The organism is Thetidibacter halocola (genome assembly GCF_018224955.1).
Lineage (GTDB): Bacteria > Pseudomonadota > Alphaproteobacteria > Rhodobacterales > Rhodobacteraceae > Thetidibacter > Thetidibacter halocola.
In genome coordinates, this window is record NZ_JAGTUU010000005.1 from 232,174 (window position 1) to 248,514 (window position 16,341).

At 66.3% G+C, this 16,341-nt stretch carries 19 protein-coding genes; 15 read left to right on the forward strand and 4 right to left on the reverse strand.

Annotated features, from left to right (window positions below; translation table 11 throughout):
• Nucleotides 1-32 precede the first annotated feature (32 nt).
• Nucleotides 33-1,025 carry a hypothetical protein gene (locus tag KB874_RS13885; protein WP_212537139.1) on the reverse strand — a complete coding sequence of 331 codons (993 nt, stop codon included), beginning with the start codon at nucleotides 1,023-1,025 and terminating at the stop codon, nucleotides 33-35.
• A 98-nt stretch (nucleotides 1,026-1,123) separates the two neighbouring features.
• Between KB874_RS13885 and KB874_RS13890 the strand changes: the two genes are divergently transcribed.
• The gene (locus KB874_RS13890; protein ID WP_212537140.1) at nucleotides 1,124-1,588 is read left to right on the forward strand and encodes a hypothetical protein; all 465 of its coding nucleotides are present in this window, start codon (nucleotides 1,124-1,126) and stop codon (nucleotides 1,586-1,588) included.
• A gap of 30 nt (nucleotides 1,589-1,618) precedes the next feature.
• Here KB874_RS13890 and KB874_RS13895 read toward each other — a convergent pair whose 3' ends face one another.
• On the reverse strand, nucleotides 1,619-2,311 hold the full coding sequence (locus tag KB874_RS13895; RefSeq protein ID WP_212537141.1) for a metal-dependent hydrolase: 693 nt from the start codon (nucleotides 2,309-2,311) through the stop codon (nucleotides 1,619-1,621).
• Nucleotides 2,312-2,448: 137 nt separating this feature from the next.
• Between KB874_RS13895 and KB874_RS13900 the strand changes: the two genes are divergently transcribed.
• The 5 genes from KB874_RS13900 to KB874_RS13920 all read left to right on the forward strand — a co-directional run bounded on the left by KB874_RS13900 (nucleotide 2,449) and on the right by KB874_RS13920 (nucleotide 6,385).
• On the forward strand, nucleotides 2,449-3,099 hold the full coding sequence (locus KB874_RS13900; RefSeq protein WP_212537142.1) for a hypothetical protein: 651 nt from the start codon (nucleotides 2,449-2,451) through the stop codon (nucleotides 3,097-3,099).
• A gap of 30 nt (nucleotides 3,100-3,129) precedes the next feature.
• Nucleotides 3,130-3,417: an Asp-tRNA(Asn)/Glu-tRNA(Gln) amidotransferase subunit GatC gene (gene gatC / locus KB874_RS13905; protein WP_212537143.1), complete on the forward strand. Its 288-nt coding sequence runs from the start codon at nucleotides 3,130-3,132 to the stop codon at nucleotides 3,415-3,417.
• The gene (gatA, locus tag KB874_RS13910; protein ID WP_212537144.1) at nucleotides 3,417-4,901 is read left to right on the forward strand and encodes an Asp-tRNA(Asn)/Glu-tRNA(Gln) amidotransferase subunit GatA; all 1,485 of its coding nucleotides are present in this window, start codon (nucleotides 3,417-3,419) and stop codon (nucleotides 4,899-4,901) included. Before gatC ends, gatA begins: the two co-directional genes overlap by 1 nt.
• A 49-nt stretch (nucleotides 4,902-4,950) precedes the next feature.
• A complete protein-coding gene (locus tag KB874_RS13915; protein ID WP_212537145.1) occupies nucleotides 4,951-5,688 on the forward strand; it encodes a hypothetical protein in 738 nt (245 codons plus the stop codon).
• Nucleotides 5,689-5,770: 82 nt separating this feature from the next.
• Nucleotides 5,771-6,385: an N-acetylmuramoyl-L-alanine amidase gene (locus KB874_RS13920; RefSeq protein ID WP_249200507.1), complete on the forward strand. Its 615-nt coding sequence runs from the start codon at nucleotides 5,771-5,773 to the stop codon at nucleotides 6,383-6,385.
• Between the two features lie 68 nt (nucleotides 6,386-6,453).
• Here KB874_RS13920 and KB874_RS13925 read toward each other — a convergent pair whose 3' ends face one another.
• Together KB874_RS13925 and KB874_RS13930 are read right to left on the reverse strand one after the other, a co-directional pair.
• Nucleotides 6,454-7,854, reverse strand: coding sequence for a helix-turn-helix domain-containing protein (locus KB874_RS13925; protein ID WP_212537147.1), 1,401 nt, complete (start codon nucleotides 7,852-7,854; stop codon nucleotides 6,454-6,456).
• A 43-nt stretch (nucleotides 7,855-7,897) separates the two neighbouring features.
• On the reverse strand, nucleotides 7,898-9,124 hold the full coding sequence (locus KB874_RS13930; protein ID WP_212537148.1) for a multidrug effflux MFS transporter: 1,227 nt from the start codon (nucleotides 9,122-9,124) through the stop codon (nucleotides 7,898-7,900).
• Between the two features lie 176 nt (nucleotides 9,125-9,300).
• Between KB874_RS13930 and KB874_RS13935 the strand changes: the two genes are divergently transcribed.
• The 9 genes from KB874_RS13935 (at nucleotide 9,301) to KB874_RS13975 (ending at nucleotide 16,341) form a co-directional block, all read left to right on the forward strand.
• Entirely contained in the window at nucleotides 9,301-10,833 is a 1,533-nt protein-coding gene (locus tag KB874_RS13935; RefSeq protein ID WP_212537149.1) for an acyl-CoA carboxylase subunit beta, read from the forward strand.
• A gap of 44 nt (nucleotides 10,834-10,877) precedes the next feature.
• Complete coding sequence (locus tag KB874_RS13940) at nucleotides 10,878-11,246, forward strand: hypothetical protein (protein WP_249200488.1); 369 nt, start codon at nucleotides 10,878-10,880, stop codon at nucleotides 11,244-11,246.
• A complete protein-coding gene (locus KB874_RS13945) occupies nucleotides 11,243-11,722 on the forward strand; it encodes a DUF6497 family protein (protein WP_249200489.1) in 480 nt (159 codons plus the stop codon). The genes KB874_RS13940 and KB874_RS13945 overlap by 4 nt, the downstream gene beginning before the upstream one ends.
• Nucleotides 11,723-11,936: 214 nt before the next feature.
• Nucleotides 11,937-12,080, forward strand: a complete 144-nt coding sequence (locus KB874_RS13950) for a hypothetical protein (RefSeq protein ID WP_212537150.1) — start codon at nucleotides 11,937-11,939, stop codon at nucleotides 12,078-12,080.
• Between the two features lie 180 nt (nucleotides 12,081-12,260).
• On the forward strand, nucleotides 12,261-12,593 hold the full coding sequence (locus KB874_RS13955; RefSeq protein ID WP_212537151.1) for a hypothetical protein: 333 nt from the start codon (nucleotides 12,261-12,263) through the stop codon (nucleotides 12,591-12,593).
• Nucleotides 12,594-12,653: 60 nt separating this feature from the next.
• On the forward strand, nucleotides 12,654-13,016 hold the full coding sequence (locus KB874_RS13960; protein WP_212537152.1) for a hypothetical protein: 363 nt from the start codon (nucleotides 12,654-12,656) through the stop codon (nucleotides 13,014-13,016).
• A gap of 328 nt (nucleotides 13,017-13,344) precedes the next feature.
• Nucleotides 13,345-13,548 carry a hypothetical protein gene (locus KB874_RS13965; RefSeq protein ID WP_212537153.1) on the forward strand — a complete coding sequence of 68 codons (204 nt, stop codon included), beginning with the start codon at nucleotides 13,345-13,347 and terminating at the stop codon, nucleotides 13,546-13,548.
• Between the two features lie 144 nt (nucleotides 13,549-13,692).
• Nucleotides 13,693-15,693: an acetyl-CoA carboxylase biotin carboxylase subunit gene (locus KB874_RS13970; protein ID WP_212537154.1), complete on the forward strand. Its 2,001-nt coding sequence runs from the start codon at nucleotides 13,693-13,695 to the stop codon at nucleotides 15,691-15,693.
• 120 nt (nucleotides 15,694-15,813) lie between these two features.
• Complete coding sequence (locus KB874_RS13975; protein ID WP_212537155.1) at nucleotides 15,814-16,341, forward strand: hypothetical protein; 528 nt, start codon at nucleotides 15,814-15,816, stop codon at nucleotides 16,339-16,341.

Sequence of the window (16,341 nt, forward strand, 5' to 3'; positions counted from 1 at the left end):
GGATCAGCCTAGCACAGGCCCGGTGCGTGGCCCTAGCGAATCCAGTAGCCCTCGCGGCGGATCTGGTTGCGGATCGCCTGTTCGCGGCGGGGCAGGTCGTCGCGATCGAACAGCGCCCGCACCTTTGCCCCGCGGCCCTGGTAGATCATCCGCTTGAAGGCCTCGTAGCCCTTCAGGACCGTCTTGATCCGGTTCGGCGCGGCGACGCGTTCGAGTGCCGAGACCACCGCATCGCTTTCGCGCGCATAGAGCAGCGGGATGAACCGGTAATGGCAGGTGACCGACCCGTCGATCAGCCCCTCGGGCAGCGTGTCGCGCCCGCCGCCTAGCCCGTGGATCACCAGTGGTAGCGCCACCTGATCCAGCCAGGGGTCCAGCGACTGGCCCAGCAACTCGGCCGGCGGGTCGTCGCGGATGCTGATCGCATAGTCGAGAAACCTTTGTCCGAAGGCGCGCGGGCAGCGGTAGAAGAAGAACCCGGCGTTGAAGTAGAGATAGCGCTGCCAGTAATCGTCGGGGTGGCTGCGGTCCAGCGAACTGGCGAAATCCAGCCCGAACCGGTCATACAGCGATTTCCATATCGCGGTGCGGTCCGGGCCGTAAAGCTCGGGCTCCGGCCAGGTCCCCTCGCGCCGCAGCGAGGCGGTGGGCCGGCCGAAATCGAAGGGCACGCGCGACAGGTCGTCCAGGACCAGCGTGTCGGTGTCGAAAAAGACGAATGGCTCGCCCTCGGGCAGGGCGAACAGCGCCTCGATCTTGTTGCCATGCGGATAGGCATGGCCGAAATGCTGGCTCTCGAAGGGCAGGAAGGTCGCGCCCATATCTTCCAGCAGCGCGCGCACGTCCTTGTCCCGCACCGTGGGATCGTTGGGCCAGAGCGGGCCAGGCTGCGGTTCGGCCACGAACAGGCGGAACCGGTCTGGCGTGCCCGAGGCGCGCAACGAGGCGGCGAAAAGCACGGCCTCGTATTGCAGCCGCCCGGACTGCGCGACGATCATCAGGTTCACGGTCGGGGCGTCTGGCATGGCGGGATTGCTGGATTGCGGCAAGGGAAGGGTCGCGGGCACTATGGCGGAGGGGCGCAGTGACGGAAAGCGCCCGTTTGCCGGGAAGGTCCATTGCCATGATCGACATTATTCTTTTCGTGATCGCCCAGGCCGCGGGTGGCGGTGGGGCACCTGCCGAAACCTCTGCTCCGGTCCCGGCCTTTGCCGCCGAGGAACAGGTCGCCACCGGCCGCTTCCTGACCGCGCTCGAGGTCAAGCCGATCCTGACCGCCACGAGGGGCAACTGGGTCGCCCTGCGCGACTGGGAGGGGCAGGATCTGCTGTATGTCACGCATCTGTGGTCCTGGCGCTGCGGCCTGGTGGCGATGCGGGTCGGCGTGAACGGCGAGGCGCCACAGGACTGGCCACTGCCGCCGTGCCACGCCGACACCAATGCTCCCAACGCCATCACGCCGGATGATGGGCTACCCTACCGAGCGTATCCTGCGGGCAGCATCGAGACGGTGACGGTCGAGATCACCTATGACGACCTGACCACGGATGCCGTCACCTTCCCGCGGACTGCGGTGATGATGCCGTGACACGGGGCGCCCGGCGGCGCCCCGTGCGGATCAGATCTCGATCGCCTTCAACACCTGCGGCTCGATCACCTTGACGCCGGGCAGGCCGTCGGCCAGCACCCCAGCCGACTGTTCGAGCAGCGGGAAGGTGCGGTAATGGCCGGGGATCACCGTCTTGAAGTCGAAATACGTCTTCGCCGCCCAGGCCGCCTGTGCCATGTCCATGGTGAAATGCCCGCCCGCCGACAGGATGCCGATGTCGGGTTTGAAATAGGCGCCCATCCACGCCATGTCGGCCATGATCGCCGTGTCGCCGGAATGGTAGATCGTGTGGCCTTCGCCCGCGATCATGAAGCCGGTCTCGTCGCCGACATACATCGGCCGGTCGTCGACCATCATCGACGAGGAATGCGAGGCAGGGACCATCGTCACCGAAACGGTCCCGAAGCGGATCGTGCCGCCCTTGTTGAAGGTCGCCCCCGCATTCGCGCCCTGGCCGTGCAGATAAGCGGCAAGTTCATACATGCCCGAGACCGGCGCGCCGGTCTTTTTCGACACTTCGACGATGTCGGCGGTGTGGTCGAAATGCCCATGCGTGACGAGGATCTGCGTCGCCCCGGCGATGGCCGCGTCCTTGTCCTGGCCTTCCATCATCGGGTTGCCGTTCACCCACGGGTCGATCAGCAGCACCTGGTCCTCGATCTCGATGCGGAAGGATCCATGTCCCAGCCAGATGATCTTCATTGTCGCTCTCCCTGAGATTTCTCGTGGCGGAGCCTAGCAGGATCGGCGCGGCGGTCCAGATTGGAAGCGGGGAAGGGGGCTCTGTCCCTGATGCGCTGGTGCGCGAATTGCCCGCGGAATTTGGGAACCGGAGAAGAATGGACTGGACACGGGCCATCGACGGCTATTGCGAAAGGCTGGGGCCGGACTTCTGGGCCGAGCCGGTGAACGCGGCAACGAACCTGGCCTTCCTGGTGGCGGCGGCGGTGATGTGGCCGCGCGTGTCCGGGATCGGGCGGGTGCTGTGCGGTGTCCTGGCGGTAATCGGACTTGGGTCGTTCCTGTTCCACACCTATGCGCAGGCCTGGGCGGCGATGGCGGACGTGCTGCCGATCCTGGTCTATGTGCTGGTCTACATCTTTGCCGCCAACCGGGATTTCTGGGGGCTGGGGGTCTGGCCCGCGCTGAGGCTGACACTGCTGTTTTTCCCCTACGCCGCGGCAATGGTGCCGCTGTTCTCGATGATTCCGGGGCTGGGCGGGTCGGAGGCCTATGCGCCGGTGCCGCTGCTGATCGCGCTTTACGCGCTGGCGTTGCGTCGCCGCGCGCCGGTGCTGGCGCGGAACCTGATGATCGGGGTCGGCCTGCTGGTGTTGTCGCTGACCTTCCGCACGCTGGACGCGGCGCTGTGCCCGACTTGGCCGATGGGTACGCATTTCGCCTGGCATCTGCTCAACGCGACAATGCTGGGCTGGATGATCGAGGTCTGGCGGCGGCACACCCTTGCGGGGGCGTCCCGCGCGCGCTAGACGCAGCCGAAAGCGGAAAAGGGGATCTGAATGTCGATCGACACGGAAACCGCAGCCAAGGTGGCCAAGCTCGCCCGGATCAAGGTCGAGCCCGAGGCGCTGCCCGCGCTGGCACAGGAATTCAACACCATCCTCGGTTTCATCGAGCAGTTGAACGAGGTGGATGTCGAGGGTGTCGAGCCGATGACCTCGGTCACGCCGATGCGGCTCAAGCGGCGCAAGGACGGCGTCACCGACGGTGACATGCAGGACAAGATCCTGTCGAACGCGCCCGACGCGCGCGAGGGCTTTTTCGCGGTTCCGAAGGTGGTTGAGTGATGTCCGATCTGACGAAGATGAAGATCGCCGAGGCGCGTGATGCACTGCGCGCGGGCGACGTCACCAGCGTCGCGCTGACCGAGGCGTGCCTGTCGGCCATCGAGGGCGCCGGTGCGCTGAACGCCTTCGTGCACCACACGCCCGAGATCGCGCTGGATCAGGCCAGGGCCGCAGACGCCCGCATCAAGGCGGGCGATGCACCGGCGATGTGCGGTATCCCGCTGGGCATCAAGGACCTGTTCTGCACAAAGGGCGTGCCCAGCCAGGCGGCGTCGAACATCCTCAAGGGGTTCAAGCCGGAATACGAATCCACCGTGTCCCAGCAGCTCTTTGACGCGGGCGCGGTCATGCTGGGCAAGCTCAACATGGACGAGTTCGCCATGGGCTCGTCGAACGAGACTTCCTGCTATGGCAACGCGGTGAACCCGTGGCGCGCCGGCAATGACGACACGGCGCTGACGCCGGGCGGATCGTCGGGCGGCTCGGCCGCCGCCGTGGCCGCGGACCTGTGCCTTGGCGCGACCGGCACCGATACCGGCGGATCGATCCGCCAACCGGCCGCCTTTGTCGGCATTACCGGGATCAAGCCGACCTACGGGCGCTGCTCGCGCTGGGGTATCGTGGCGTTTGCCTCGTCGCTGGACCAGGCCGGGCCGATGACCAAGGACGTGCGCGACGCGGCCATCATGTTGCAGGCGATGTGCGGGCACGATCCGAAGGATTCGACCTCTGCCGACCTCGCGGTGCCGGATTTCGAGGGCATGTTGACCGGCGACATCCGTGGCAAGACCATCGGCATTCCGCGCGAGTACCACATGGACGGCATGCCCGACGAGATCGAGGCGCTCTGGGGATCGGGTCGCCAGATGCTGCAGGATGCGGGGGCGAGGATCGTCGACATCTCCTTGCCGCATACGAAATACGCGCTGCCCGCCTATTACGTGATCGCGCCCGCCGAGGCGTCTTCGAACCTCGCACGCTATGACGGGGTGCGCTACGGCCACCGGGCGAAACTGGCGCAGGGTGACGGCATCACCGAGATGTATGAAAAGACCCGCGCCGAGGGTTTCGGCGCCGAGGTCAAGCGGCGCGTGATGGTCGGCACCTATGTTCTGTCGGCGGGTTTCTACGACGCCTATTACAACCGCGCGCGGAAGGTGCGGACCCTGATCAAGAAGGATTTCGAGGATGTGTTTGCGCAGGGGGTCGATGCGATCCTGACGCCTGCCACGCCCTCGGCTGCCTTCCCGCTGGGGCAGGAAGTGTCCGATCCGGTGCAGATGTATCTCAACGACGTCTTCACCGTGACGGTGAACCTGGCCGGTCTGCCGGGCATCGCGGTGCCTGCCGGGGTCGATGGTCACGGCCTGCCGCTGGGCCTGCAACTGATCGGCCGGCCCTGGGAAGAAGGCGATCTGCTTAATACCGCCTACGCGCTGGAGCAGGCCGCGGGCTTTGTGGCCAAGCCTGCGAAATGGTGGTAAACGCGGCCAGTTGACGGCCCGTGGGCCGATAGAAAAGGCAGGACGGACGATGCGGTTTCTTCTTCTGGGTGTGGCTGGGATCGCCCTTCTGGGCTGTGCGCCCGGAGTGCCCGACAGCGCCGCCGGCGTGGTGGATCCCGGTCGTGGCGTCGGTTTCCAGAATTATGACGCCTATGCCGCCGCGCGTGACGCGCAACTGGCGGGCGGCGGCAGCGGTGTGACCACCGTTCCTGGCCCGATCGACGTGCAGGGACAGTCGCTGGATGCGGCGGATTCGCGGTCGCGGGTCGCGGCAGCGGCGGCAAATTCCGGCGTGCTGCCGCTGGATGCCTCGCCCTCGAACCCGCCGCCTCAGGTGATCGACGGCCCGGCCCCGCAAGTCGTCAGCAATGCGGCCGGGATCTCTGCCGAGAACGATTTCGACGCGGTCTCGTCCGAGCGTGACATCCAGGCGGATGCCGCGCTGCTGGCGCGCAACCGGGCGCAATACACGGTTGTCCAGCCCACGGACCTGCCGACGCGGCCCGGAACCTCGGCGCCGAACATCGTGGAATATGCTCTGCGCACGACAAACCCGGTGGGCACACCGCTTTACAGCCGCTCGGCCTTTGCCTCGGAGAGCCGCTCGCAGCGGGCCTGCGCGGGCTATGCTTCGGCCGATCTCGCGCAGGAGGAATTTCTGGCGCTGGGCGGACCGGAGAAGGACCGCAAGGGGCTGGACCCGGATGGCGACGGCTTTGCCTGCGGCTGGAACCCGGCACCGTTCCGGGCGGTGCGCGGCGGGTGATCCCGGCTTGATCGGCCAGGACGGCGCGATCCACTGGCCCTCGACGAATTGCGGGCCGCGGCGCGAAGGCGCCCGGCCCGACATGATCCTTCTTCATTACACCGCGATGCAGGGTGCCGAGGCGGCGCGAGACTGGCTGTGCGACCCGCAGGCCGAGGTCTCGGCGCATTACGTGGTCGGCCGCGACGGCACGCTGTGGCAGCTGGTCTGCGAGGATCTACGCGCCTGGCATGCGGGTGCGGGCGGCTGGGGCGCCCTGCGCGACGTGAACTCGCGCTCGATCGGGATCGAGATCGCCAATGACGGGTACCAACCTTTTCCCGAGCCGCAGATGCGGGCCGTCGAGGCGCTGGTCGCGGGCATCATGGCGCGCTGGGGTGTGCCGCCAGAGCGCGTTCTGGGCCATTCCGACACCGCGCCGGGGCGCAAGATCGATCCGGGGCGGCGGTTCGACTGGCGCAGGCTGGCGCGACAGGGGCTGTCGATCTGGCCCGATGCACGGCCGGGCGGGGATTTCTGGCGCGATGCACGACGTTTCGGTTATCTGTGGGAGCCGGGTGGAGAAGAGGCGGTGCTGGCCGCCTTTCGGCTGCGGTTCCGGCCCGGCGCCGAGGGGCCGCTGTCCCAGCGGGATGCGGCGATCATGGCCGACCTGTCGGAACGCTGGCCGGTGCTGGGCGCGGATGAGAGCGTCTGAGCGTCTCGGCCGCCGTGCGCCTGACGGCGGCCTGACCGGAGTTCGCCCGGCAAGATGAAGCAGGGGCGTCATTCCAGCCGGTAGGGCAGCACCTCGCGCCGGTCGGCCTCGACCATCAGCCGCTTTTCCAGCGGCGGGACGGATCGCTGGTGGCAGCCGATGCGCTCGCAGATCCGGCAGGAAATGCCGATCGGCTCGAAGGCGCCGTCGCGGCCCAGGTCCAGCCCGTCGGCATAGACCAGCGCGCCCGCGTGGCGCACCTCGCAGCCCAGCGCAAAGGCATAGCGCCGCACCGGCGCGCCGAAATGGCCGCCGGTCTTGCTGACGTCGCGGGCGAGGCTGATGTAGCGCACGCCATCCGGCGTCTCGGCCAGTTGGCGCAGGAACTGGCCTGGCGTCTCGAAGGCGCGGTGCACGTTCCACAGCGGGCAGGCGCCGCCGAAGCGGGCGAATTGCAGCCGCGTGGCCGAATGCCGCTTGGTGATCGTGCCGGCCTGGTCGACGCGGACGAAGAAGAAGGGAATGCCCTTTGCCCCGGGCCGTTGCAGCGTGGACAGGCGATGCGCCACCTGCTCGATCGAGGCGCCGAAGCGGGCGGCGAGGATTTCCAGATCGTGCCGCGTCTCCTGCGCGGCGGCAAGGAAGGCGCGGTAGGGCATGATCGCGGCGCCGGCGAAGTAGTTGGCAAGCCCCAGCTTGGCGATGGCGCGGGCCTCGTCCGATTGAAAGCGGGCAAGGTCCAGCGTCGCCTCCAGCAGCTGCGCTTGTTGCAGCAGCGCCAGTTGCACCAGCAGTTGAAAGGTCTGGGTGGCGGGCGGTGCCAGGCTGGACAGCACCAGGTCGCGCCGTTCGGGGTCGTAGACGCGCAGCGGTGCTGCCTGGCTCAGCCGCACCGTGATGCCGTCGCGGCTGAGCCGCGCGATGGCCGCCGCGCGCACGTCGCCTGCGCTGTCCAGCTGCCCGCCCACCTGTTCGGCGGCGCGGTCCACCGCGTCGATGTAGTTGTCACAATAGTGGAAGAAGTCCCGCACCTCTTCCCAGGGGCTGGGTTGCAGCTGCGAGCCTTCGCGGCCCAGCGCTTCGTCCAGGCTGGCGAGGCGCTCATGGGTCTGGCGATAGGCGCGGTGCAGTTCGAGGAAGGCGCGCGCCAGCGACGGCGCGTTCGAGGCGGTCAGCCGCAGGTCGGCAAGCGAGGGCTGCGCCTCGCCAAAGACCGGGTCGGCCAATGCCTCTCGCATGTCGGTGACAAGGCGTTCGCTGTCGCCCTGGCCCAGTTCGGTGACATCGAATCCGAATTCCTGCGCCAGCGCCAGCACCACCGTGGTCGAGACCGGGCGGTTGTTGTTCTCCATCTGGTTCAGGTAGGGCAACGAGACGCCCAGCTTTGACGCGAAATCCTTTTGCGTCAGGCCCAGCCGCGTGCGCAAGTCGCGCAGCTTGGCCCCGGCATAGAGTTTCTGGACGGGCATGGCGCACCTTTGCAATCTGTTGCTTGCAGTTTTGCAACAGGGCTCAGGGAGCGTCCACCCCCAGAAGCTGCCGTTCGCGCCGGATCACGAACAGGATCGCTAAAACCGCCGCCGCCGAGGTGGCGAACATCAGGAACAGCAGGGGCCAGGCGCCAGTGCCCGGCTTCAGCAGCGTGCCCGCCAGCGCCGACAGCGCCGCGCCGCCGCCGATCATGATCGCGCCCCCCAGCCCCGAGGCCGTGCCGGCAAGGCGCGGGCGCACCGAGAGCATACCCGCCGTGGCGTTGGGGATCGTCATGCCATTGCCGAGGCCGACAAAGCACATGAAGCCGAAGAAGGTCACTGGAGAGTCGTATCCGGCGGCAAAGACCAGGATCGAGGCACCGATGCCCAGCGTCAGCAGCACGCTGCCGACCAGCACCATGCGGTTTACGCCGACCCGGACCGAGAACTTGCCCGAGATGAAATTGCCCAGGAAATAGCCCACCGCGGGCGCCCCGAAATAGAGGCCCAGTTGCGCAGGCTCGAGGCCGAAGACCTGCGATCCCACGAAAGGCGCGCCGCCCAGGTAGGAAAAGAACGCGCCCGAGGCAAAGGCGCATGCCAGCGCATATCCCCAGAACCGCTGCGATTTCAGCAGCTCGGGATACTCGCGGAACTGTCGGCCAAGGCTGAGGCCCGATTTCTGCGCCGTCTCGCCCAGGTCATACCAGACCAGGAAGAACAGCAGCACGCCCAGAAGGAACAGCAGCCAGAAATTCGCCTGCCAGCCAAAGACCTCGTCCAGCAGACCGCCAATGGCCGGGCCAATCATCGGCACCACCGACATGCCCATGGTGACATAGCCGATCATCGACGCGGCCTGGTCACCCGGCACCATGTCGCGCACCACCGCGCGACTGAGCACCATGGCGGTGACGATCACCGCCTGGCTCATGCGGAAGGCGAGAAAAATCCACACGTCGGTCGCCAGCACGCAGCCCAGCGTGGCGAAACAGAACAGCGTGATGCCGATCAGGATCACGGGGCGGCGCCCCAGCTTGTCCGAGAGCGGTCCGATCAGGATCTGGAGCACCGCGTTGACCGCCAGGTAGACCGCCACCGACAGCTGCATCAGCCGGTACTCGGTGTCGAAGAACTCGGTCATCTGCGGCAGGGATGGCAGAAAGATGTTCATCGCCAGCGCGGATAGGCCGGCCATGAGCACGAGTGTGACAATATGTGGCGGGGTTCTGCGGTCGAGGAACCGCACGGGTCGCGCGTCTTGCATGGCTATGGGGTAGGGCGCGGCCGGGCTCTTGTCCAGCAGCGGCCTTGAAAAAGAGGGGAAACTTGCGAATTTGCAGTTTTCTGAACCACTGTTTTTCACTATTTGCAAATTTGCCGAAATTCCCTTGAGACGCCGCGCGCGCCCTGTATCTTCGCGCCAAAGGGAAGGGACGGACCATGAAAGACATTCTCAGCGAATTGCAGGACCGCCGCGACAACGCCCGCCTTGGCGGCGGACAGAAGCGGATCGACGCTCAGCACGCCAAGGGCAAGCTGACCGCGCGTGAGCGGATCGAACTGCTGCTGGATGAGGGCAGCTTCGAGGAATACGACATGTTCGTGGCCCATCGCTGCACCGATTTCGACATGCAGGACAACCGTCCCTATGGCGACGGGGTCGTGACCGGCTGGGGCACGATCAACGGCCGCATGGTCTATGTCTTCAGCCAGGACTTCACCGTGCTGGGCGGGTCGGTTTCGGCAACCCATGCCCAGAAGATCTGCAAGATCATGGACATGGCGATGCAGAACGGCGCGCCAGTCATCGGGCTGAACGACTCGGGCGGGGCGCGCATCCAGGAGGGTGTCGACGCGCTTGCCGGCTATGCCGAGATCTTTCAGCGCAACATCATGGCCTCGGGCGTGGTGCCGCAGATCAGTGTCATAATGGGCCCCTGCGCGGGTGGTGCGGTCTACAGCCCGGCGATGACCGATTTCATCTTCATGGTCCGCGACAGCTCCTACATGTTCGTGACCGGTCCCGACGTGGTCAAGACCGTGACCAACGAGCACGTCACCGCCGAGGAACTTGGCGGCGCCTCCACGCATACGAGGAAAAGCTCGGTCGCAGACGGCGCCTTCGAGAACGACGTCGAGGCGCTGGCCGAAGTGCGCCGGCTGGTCGACTTCCTGCCGCTCAACAACCGTGAAAAGCCGCCGGTGCGCCCGTTTTTCGACGACGTCGACCGGATCGAGCGCAGCCTCGACACGCTGATCCCCGAGAACGCCAATACGCCTTACGACATGAAGGAACTGATCGTGAAGGTTGCGGACGAGGGCGATTTCTACGAGATCCAGGAGGATTTCGCCAGGAACATCATCACCGGGTTCATCCGCCTGGAGGGGCAGAGCGTCGGCGTGGTGGCAAACCAGCCCATGGTTCTGGCCGGCTGCCTCGACATCGACAGCAGCCGCAAGGCGGCGCGCTTTGTCCGGTTCTGCGACGCGTTCGAGATCCCGATCCTGACCTTCGTCGACGTGCCCGGCTTCCTGCCCGGCACTGCGCAGGAATATGGCGGCGTCATCAAGCACGGCGCCAAGCTGCTCTTTGCCTATGGCGAGGCGACCGTGCCAAAGGTCACGGTCATCACCCGCAAGGCCTATGGTGGCGCCTATGACGTGATGGCGTCCAAGCATCTGCGCGGCGACCTGAACTATGCCTGGCCCACCGCCGAGATCGCGGTGATGGGGGCCAAGGGCGCGACCGAGATCCTGTATCGCTCGGAACTGGCCGACAAGGACAAGATCGGCGCCCGCACGAAGGAATACGAGGACCGCTTCGCCAATCCTTTCGTCGCGGCCGAGCGCGGCTTCATCGACGAGGTGATCCAGCCGAAATCGACCCGCAAGCGTGTCGCCCGCGCCTTTGCGATGCTGCGCAACAAGAAGCTCAGCAACCCGTGGAAGAAGCACGACAACATTCCGCTTTGAACGAGAGGGGCGGGGCGCCTGCGCCCCGTCAGTTGGGGGACCGGATGGCAGAGCTGCGAAAGACGCGCCGCAACGGCTGGCATGTCGTCCGCGAGGGCGACCGCACGGTGCTGGCACGGCACTGGCCGCCGCGCTTCGACGTGGCCGCCGAAAGCCGCTTTCCTCCCGCCCGTCCGGGGCGGCTGGCGCACCAGATCCGGCAGGATCTGTGGCGAGAATTGCAGGGCTTGCGCGGCTTTTCTCCGGTGATACAAATTGACGCCGACGAGCGGGGCCTGACGGTCACGGCAGGAGGGCGGCTCGAGGCCGCAAGCCTGCCGCACGATCTGGCCCGCGCCCGCATCGCCGCGCTGCTCGAGTGCCCCAGGCACCGGGCGCGCTGGCTGGCCTGGGCTCAGGAGCGCACGACATGACCGCGCTTCGGTCCATCGCGCGGGCCGCATCGGCCCTGCGCCGCGCAACCCCGGCGGGAGGAGCCGCGCAAGCGGGCCGGGGTTGCGTGAGGGCCGTCCTGGCCCTGGGGCTCTGGACCTCCGTTTCTGCCGCCGATACCGGGTTCGGCGTGCCCGTGCCGCTTGACTCGGGCCTTGACGTAACGTTTCACGACGTGATCCGGGACGTCGCGGGCGATGGCCTGACCTACCGTTTCCGCTTTGTGGTGCCGGGGATCGGCGATGTGCTGGACTATGCCGACGTGGTCGAGGATATCGACTGGCTGTGCAACGAATTCGCGCTACCGCGCGTGCCGCAACCCGGGCCGCAACCCAACCGCATCGTCATCAGCATGATGTCCGAACCCACCGAATTCGGTGTCGCGAACCCCGATGTCACGCAATTCTTCGAGAGTTTCAGCATCCAGAACGGTCTCTGCATCTGGGAGGCTTTCTGATGAATCCACAATATCTTGCGGCGCAAGGCTCATGTGGGTGGCGTTCTGAGGCTTTCCCGTCACAGGGCGCAGGCTCTGCCGCGTCCTCGTATCTTTTCCGCTCTGTCGGGACTATCCTCTGGGCTGATTGCGGCAACGCGATCGCAAAAGCGAAACTGGAACGGACGGGGCGTCCTTGCCCTACCGCTTCCGCGATTGAGGACAGGAGACAGAGATGTCGAAGAGCATCAAGCTTCTTGCCATGCTTGGCCTTGTCGCAGGCGTCGCCGCCTGTGCGCAGCCCAAGGAAGAAGAGTTTATCGTTATCGACCCCGAGCCGATCAGCGCCGAACCCGTCTACACCGGCAAGTACAAGTAAAAGACCGGGACGGGCGCAGGCGCCCGTCCCGTTTTCCACGCGTCGGATCGGACGGCGCGCGGCGCTGCTGTCCCGGTTTGATCCGGATCAACGCGGCACTCCTGTTCCCCGCTATCATGAACTCGTCGGCGATCAATCGATCCGCCGCTTGCATGCACGATACATACGGGGGATTACTTCATGCATTCGCGTCTCGCTGTTCTGGGCGGCCTCGCCCTTGCCGCACTCGCCGGCTGCTCGCAGCCCGATCCGGTCATCACGGTCGAGCCCATGTCCGACAAGTTCGGCAACCTGTTCTGCCCCGATGGATACGTCCTTCAGGTCAACCAGTGCGTCCTGCCCACCACGCCCGGCCAACCGGTCTATCGGAACGGCGGCCAAGGTGGCACGGGCACCGGCACCCAGCCGGGCACGACTCCGGGCACCCAGCCGGGCGGCAACCAGAACCAGAACACGAATCAGAACACAAACCAGAACCAGAACAACAATCAGAACCAGTCCGGCCAGGTGTGATACCGCGCTGCGCGGTGCCGTGACAGGCCCCGTCCTCCGGACCGGTTCGGGGGGCAAGGCATGATCAAGCACCGCGGCTTTCCCGGCCGTCTGTCGGGAACGGATTTCCAGTTCATCATCCGTCGCGCCAATCCCAAGGGCGCGACGGAACTGGTCCGGCGCGAACGCTATCGCGACCGGCGCCCGGCTGACCGCCGGGCCGACGCGGCCTTCATGGCGGCGCTTTGGGCGCATTTCGGCGACGAGCCATTCGAGCGCGGCAATCTCGATGCCGGGCGGCTTAGCTGGCTGTTCGGGCGCGAGGTGTTGCCCCATGACGATCCGTTCGACCCGACATCATACGAGGCAAGACTGGTCATAGACGAGACCGCCGCCCGCGCCGCCTTTCCCGAGGCCTTTGACGAGGCGGAGGATTGGGCGTGAACCTGCCGATCCATCCCGGATTTGCGCGGCCCGGCGCCGAAAACCGGGCGGCTGCCACGCGCCACTTTTCGGACAACGCAGAGCGCGGCAGCGTTGGCGCTGCGCGACAGGCGCGCGCGCAGCATCTGCGCGCCAGCCGTGCCCCTTCGACTCGCAGGCGGAACGGCCGATCCCCAGGCTGTCCGCCTGCTTTTTCGTGTCCGCTGAATTTTTTTGATCGGCAAGGGTTTGCCGGCTGTTCCTCTGAAACGACTCAAGGCTGGAACCCGGCCGCGGTTTCGTGGTTAATCGGCGCGTCGGGATACCCTGTCATCGAGGAGCAGACGAGATGGAAACCATCCGCATCATCACCCTTTTCTCTGCCGTGGCCGGGCTTGCGGCCTGCGGCGACACGCTCGGCGAACAGGCGGCAATCGGCGCCGGTGCCGGCACCGTCACCGCGGCCGCGATCGAAGGCGACATCTTCACCGGCGCGGTCGTGGGCGCCGCGGCCAACATCGCCTATTGCAGCCGCTACCCATCGCGCTGCTGACTCGCACCAATCCGCAGATTTGACCGCGACCGGCCTGCGCCGGTCCGAACCGTCTTGCACCGCCGTCCGGGGGACTCCCCCGCGCGGCGGTTTTTTCATGCCGATACCGGCGCTCTGCGCGCCGCAAGAACAGAAGGGACAGCCATGTTCGACAAGATCCTGATCGCCAACCGGGGCGAGATCGCCTGCCGTGTCATCAAGACGGCCCGCAAGATGGGCATCAAGACCGTCGCGGTCTATTCCGACGCCGACAAGCACGCCCTGCATGTCGAGATGGCGGACGAGGCTGTGCATATCGGCCCGCCGCAGGCCAACCAGTCCTACATCGTGATCGACAAGATCATGGGCGCCATCGCGCAGTCGGGCGCGCAGGCGGTACACCCGGGCTACGGCTTCCTGTCGGAGAACCCGAAATTCGCCATGGCACTGGAGGCGGCCGGCGTCGCCTTCATCGGCCCGCCGGTCAAGGCGATCGAGGCGATGGGCGACAAGATCACCTCCAAGAAGATCGCGCAGGAGGCGGGCGTCAGCACCGTTCCCGGCTACATGGGCCTGATCGAGGATGCCGAAGAGGCGGTGAAGATCAGCCAGCAGGTCGGATATCCGGTGATGATCAAGGCCAGCGCCGGCGGCGGCGGCAAGGGCATGCGTATCGCCTGGAACGACACCGAGGCGCGCGAGGGCTTCCAGAGTTCCAAGAACGAGGCGGCCAGCAGTTTCGGCGATGACCGCATATTCATCGAGAAATTCGTCACCCAGCCCCGCCACATCGAGATCCAGGTGCTGTGCGACGCGCATGGCAACGGCATCTACCTGAACGAGCGGGAATGCTCGATCCAGCGCCGCAACCAGAAGGTCGTCGAAGAGGCGCCCTCGCCTTTCCTCGACAAGGCGACCCGCAAGGCGATGGGCGAACAGGCCGTCGCGCTTGCCAAGGCCGTGGGCTATGCCAGCGCGGGAACGGTGGAATTCATCGTCGACGGGCAGCGCAACTTCTACTTCCTCGAGATGAACACCCGCCTGCAGGTGGAACACCCCGTGACGGAACTGATCACCGGGGTCGACCTGGTGGAACAGATGATCCGCGTGGCCAATGGCGAACCGCTGTCGATCACCCAGGACGACGTCAAGATCAACGGCTGGGCCATCGAGAACCGGCTGTATGCCGAGGATCCGTATCGCGGCTTCCTGCCGTCGATCGGGCGGCTCACGCGCTATCGCCCGCCCGCCGAGGGTCCCTTGGGTGACGGTATCGTGCGCAACGATACCGGCGTCTTCGAGGGCGGCGAGATCAGCATGTATTACGACCCGATGATCGCCAAGCTGTGCACGTGGGCGCCGACACGCGAACAGGCCATCGAGGTCATGCGCAACGCACTGGACAGTTTCGAGGTCGAGGGCATCGGCCATAACCTGCCCTTCGTCGCCGCCGTGATGGATCACCCGAAGTTCATGTCCGGCGACATGACCACCGCCTTCATCGCCGAGGAATATCCCGACGGGTTCCAGGGCGTCACGCTGGGCGGCGAGCAACTGCGCCGCGTAGCGGCCGCCTGTGCCGCGATGAACCGCGTGGCCGAGATCCGGCGCACCCGCGTCTCGGGGCGGCTGGACAACCACGAGCGCCGTGTGGGCAGCGACTGGGCGGTGGCTTTGCAGGGCCAGTCCTTCGACGTGACCATCGCGGCGGACCATGACGGATCGACCGTTCGCTTCGCCGATGGCGAGGCGCTGCGGGTCGAGGGCGACTGGACGCCGGGCGACAGCCTGGCACGAATGGTCGTCGATGGCGATCCGCTGGTTCTCAAGGTCGACAAGATCACCCAGGGGTTCCGCATTCGCACCCGTGGCGCGGACCTGAAGGTGCATGTGCGCACCCCGCGCCAGGCGCAGCTGGCCGCCCTGATGCCGGAAAAGCTGCCGCCAGACACGTCCAAGCTGCTGCTCTGCCCCATGCCCGGCCTGATCGTGAAGATCAACGTGGCCGAGGGCGACGCGGTGCAGGAGGGGCAGCCGCTCTGTACCGTCGAGGCGATGAAGATGGAGAACATCCTGCGCGCCGAACGGTCCGGCACGGTCAGCAAGATCAACGCCGCGGCGGGCGACAGCCTCGCCGTCGACGACGTCATCATGGAGTTCGAGTGACCGCGTCGGCCGCCTTCGTCCCGGGAACCCCTGCCGCAGGCCATGCGTTGGGGCGCCCGGGCATGGCGGCCGTGACGGCGGAAACGCTTCGTTCAGACGACTCGGCTATTGCTGAGCGCCATGTGCGTCCTGTTTCGTCATGCCGTGATCCGTCTTGCGACCCTGCTTGCGCTGGTGCCGCTGCTGGCGGGCTGCGCACTGGATACCGAGGACGGGTTGCGCGACTACCTGCGGGGCTGGGTCTTTCTGGCGCAGACCCGGCATTTCACTTCGAAATCGGAATGCACCGTGGCGGTGTTCGATTTGGCCTCGGACAGCCTGCGCAGCACCGCGCCGGTGCAGGTGACGGAGTTCCGGCAGGCGCTGGTCTACCTGCGGCAGGATCGGGCGGTCTGGTTCGACATGCCGGGGATCAGCCCGCACGACATCTCGCGCGCGGTCATGTCGCTGGACCTGCCCAGCGGGCTGGGTCTGCTGTCGTCGGGCGTGGGGCCGGCGACGGGCTGCATCGCGGACCCGGCCGTGTCGAACGGGTTCTATTCGGTGATGACCTCGGGGCTCAGCGTGACGCTCTACGATCCGGCGGCCAATGCGTTGATCCTGCTCTATCCGCCGGAACACCTGCTGCTGGTGCTGCGCGGGTCCTGA

Excerpts from the sequence above, each read along its gene's own strand:
- KB874_RS13885 (WP_212537139.1), bottom strand. The coding sequence starts at position 1,025 with ATGCCAGACGCCCCGACCGTGAACCTGATGATCGTCGCGCAGTCCGGG.
- KB874_RS13890 (WP_212537140.1), top strand. The coding sequence starts at position 1,124 with ATGATCGACATTATTCTTTTCGTGATCGCCCAGGCCGCGGGTGGCGGT.
- KB874_RS13895 (WP_212537141.1), bottom strand. The coding sequence starts at position 2,311 with ATGAAGATCATCTGGCTGGGACATGGATCCTTCCGCATCGAGATCGAG.
- KB874_RS13900 (WP_212537142.1), top strand. The coding sequence starts at position 2,449 with ATGGACTGGACACGGGCCATCGACGGCTATTGCGAAAGGCTGGGGCCG.
- gatC (WP_212537143.1), top strand. The coding sequence starts at position 3,130 with ATGTCGATCGACACGGAAACCGCAGCCAAGGTGGCCAAGCTCGCCCGG.
- gatA (WP_212537144.1), top strand. The coding sequence starts at position 3,417 with ATGTCCGATCTGACGAAGATGAAGATCGCCGAGGCGCGTGATGCACTG.
- KB874_RS13915 (WP_212537145.1), top strand. The coding sequence starts at position 4,951 with ATGCGGTTTCTTCTTCTGGGTGTGGCTGGGATCGCCCTTCTGGGCTGT.
- KB874_RS13920 (WP_249200507.1), top strand. The coding sequence starts at position 5,771 with ATGATCCTTCTTCATTACACCGCGATGCAGGGTGCCGAGGCGGCGCGA.
- KB874_RS13925 (WP_212537147.1), bottom strand. The coding sequence starts at position 7,854 with ATGCCCGTCCAGAAACTCTATGCCGGGGCCAAGCTGCGCGACTTGCGC.
- KB874_RS13930 (WP_212537148.1), bottom strand. The coding sequence starts at position 9,124 with ATGCAAGACGCGCGACCCGTGCGGTTCCTCGACCGCAGAACCCCGCCA.
- KB874_RS13935 (WP_212537149.1), top strand. The coding sequence starts at position 9,301 with ATGAAAGACATTCTCAGCGAATTGCAGGACCGCCGCGACAACGCCCGC.
- KB874_RS13940 (WP_249200488.1), top strand. The coding sequence starts at position 10,878 with ATGGCAGAGCTGCGAAAGACGCGCCGCAACGGCTGGCATGTCGTCCGC.
- KB874_RS13945 (WP_249200489.1), top strand. The coding sequence starts at position 11,243 with ATGACCGCGCTTCGGTCCATCGCGCGGGCCGCATCGGCCCTGCGCCGC.
- KB874_RS13950 (WP_212537150.1), top strand. The coding sequence starts at position 11,937 with ATGTCGAAGAGCATCAAGCTTCTTGCCATGCTTGGCCTTGTCGCAGGC.
- KB874_RS13955 (WP_212537151.1), top strand. The coding sequence starts at position 12,261 with ATGCATTCGCGTCTCGCTGTTCTGGGCGGCCTCGCCCTTGCCGCACTC.
- KB874_RS13960 (WP_212537152.1), top strand. The coding sequence starts at position 12,654 with ATGATCAAGCACCGCGGCTTTCCCGGCCGTCTGTCGGGAACGGATTTC.
- KB874_RS13965 (WP_212537153.1), top strand. The coding sequence starts at position 13,345 with ATGGAAACCATCCGCATCATCACCCTTTTCTCTGCCGTGGCCGGGCTT.
- KB874_RS13970 (WP_212537154.1), top strand. The coding sequence starts at position 13,693 with ATGTTCGACAAGATCCTGATCGCCAACCGGGGCGAGATCGCCTGCCGT.
- KB874_RS13975 (WP_212537155.1), top strand. The coding sequence starts at position 15,814 with ATGTGCGTCCTGTTTCGTCATGCCGTGATCCGTCTTGCGACCCTGCTT.